Source organism: Brevibacterium picturae (assembly GCF_030453725.1).
In the GTDB taxonomy this organism is placed as follows: Bacteria; Actinomycetota; Actinomycetes; order Actinomycetales; family Brevibacteriaceae; genus Brevibacterium; species Brevibacterium sandarakinum_A.
Genome location: NZ_JAKDJU010000308.1, coordinates 1 through 2,210 on the forward strand (window position 1 = coordinate 1; position 2,210 = coordinate 2,210).

The following is a 2,210-nucleotide window of genomic DNA, read 5'->3' on the forward strand; positions in this document are numbered from 1 at the left end:
AGCCGAGTTCGCTCACGGACTTCTGCCAGTCGCTCGCCGCCGAGTTCAGCGTCTTCGGGGCATCGGGCACACCGGCCTTCTCGGCCGTCTTATCCGACAGTGTCTTCGCGTATGTCGCCATCTGCTTCTGCACGTCATCGTCGAACGGCTTGACCGAACCGTCGTTGTCCTTCGCCTGCTCGACGGCCATCGCCTTGGCACCGATGACAACCTCCATCATGGTGGAGAAGGTCGTGGACATCGAGTCGAATACGACCTGCTGGTAGGCCACCGGAAGTTCTGAGTACTTCTTCCCTGCTGTGATGGCACCGGCAGATCGGGCAATGCCTGCATCCGAGGCGACTCCGATGTTCGGCGCGACTTCGAACGTTCCGGCCTCGACGTTCGGTGCGAGCTGGCCGAGGTCGCAGTCCACGGTCCCGCGCTGCAGCGCCTCATAGGTCTCCGGGAACGACAGCGACACAGGAGTGGCTCCCAGATCGGTCACCTGCTTCCCGGCGGCAGCCGAACCGACACGCAGCTGCTTGCCATTCCAATCATCGAGAGACGTCATCGGCTTCGAACACATTGTGGAATACCCACCGGCGGCGAGCATCGGGATGAGCGGAACGAGGTTCTTGTCCTCGAACTCGGCAAGCACTTCGGGCGTCTCCCACGCCGCCTGGACACCGGCAGCGTTCGCGGCCAGATCACTGGCCACCGGCGAGGACGGCAGAGTCGACATGGCGGTGCCGAGCGCGTCGAAGGCAGGGTATTCGGCGGGAGTGTAGGACGGCAGGGTAAAGGCGAGATCGACTCGGCCGTCAGCCAAAGCGTCATCGACGTCGGCGTAGCTGGCGATCGCCTGACCCCAGACGATGTCGACGGTGATCTTCCCGCCCGAGCGCTCCTCGATCGCCTTCTTCACATCGAGCCCGTTCGGCGCGAGGATCGACTTCTCCGACATCGCCGAAGGCTGGAATTTCAGAGTCACGGGTTCAAGATCGGCCAGAGCATCATCGATCTCATCCTGCGAAGCGTCGTAGGCGAAGCCCTCCCCTGCGGAAGCATCCGAGTCTGAATCGCTCCCGCCGACAGATCCGGCGCATCCGGCCAAGAGCGCCAGCGACGCGACCGTCGCGACGGCGGTGAGAGGGCGGACTGCCGCCGAACGAATGCGATTCATGAGACCCCTTTGAACAACGACTGAGAGTTTCCTTCGATCATAGATCTGAATGAGTCCACCCTGTTATGACTCCCCTCACACCGCCCGGAATCCCCGCAACGGCGTGTGCGACGGAACTGCAGGGCCACCTCGGCGAGGGTCAGCTACTGGCCATGCCACCGCTGGTGCGCTCGATGAGATCGGGCAGCCATTCGGTCATGCCTGGTACGGCGACCAGGAGGACGAGGAAGACCACGGCGACGGGGAGGAACCACAGCAGGGAGATGAAGATGTCGCGCAGCGTGATGGTGTGCCCGAGGTTGACGGCCTTGTCCTTGACGATGCTGTGGATGATGTAGGGAATGATGCCGACCGGCGGGGTGACCATGCCGAACTCGCCGAGGAGAACGACGAAGACACCGAACCAGAGCGGGCTGACCCCCATCGTCTCCAGCGTCGACAGCAGGATCGGAATGGTCAGCAGCATCATCGACATGGTGTCGAAGAACATGCCCATGATGACGTAGAGGACGATGAGCACGAGCAGGAACCCCACCCGGGACAGCCCCAGGTCGGTGATGAAGCCGGTGAGGATGGGGGCCAGCCCCGTGATCGCGAGCAGGCTGGTGAGCATCGTGGCACCGATCATAATGAAGAAGATCGCCGAGGTGGCCGACACCGTAGCCATGGCCGACTCCGCGATCTTTCGCCAGGGATGGTCGCCCCGCTTCTCCCACAGGCACAGCAGAACGGAGCACAGCGCGGCCGCGGCTCCGGCCTCGGTCGGTGTGAAGATGCCGGAGAACATGCCGCCGAAGAGGACGACGAGGATGACCAGGAAGCCCCAGACTCCGCCGAGTGAGGTCAGCCGTTGGCACCAGGTGGGTGTCGTGCGGTTTGCGGTGTCGACGCCGCGGCCGACGAGTTTCGGGGTGATGACTCCGATGGCGAAGATGAAGGCGGCGAAGCACAGGGCGAGCAGAATTCCGGGCAGGGCGCCGGCCATGAGTGCCGGGCCCACGGGCACGGAGGCGATGCCGGCGTAGATGACCATGAGGATCGACGG

General features: G+C 63.6%; 2 protein-coding genes. Both read right to left on the bottom strand.

Features of this window, described 5'->3' with window-relative positions:
• Positions 1 to 1,165, bottom strand: a 1,165-nt coding sequence (gene dctP / locus L0G76_RS15895) for a TRAP transporter substrate-binding protein DctP (protein WP_304358099.1), incomplete at its 3' end; no start/stop codon positions are given.
• A 139-nt stretch (positions 1,166 to 1,304) separates the two neighbouring features.
• On the bottom strand, positions 1,305 to 2,210 hold a 906-nt coding region (locus L0G76_RS15900), incomplete at its 5' end, for a TRAP transporter large permease subunit (RefSeq protein ID WP_304358100.1).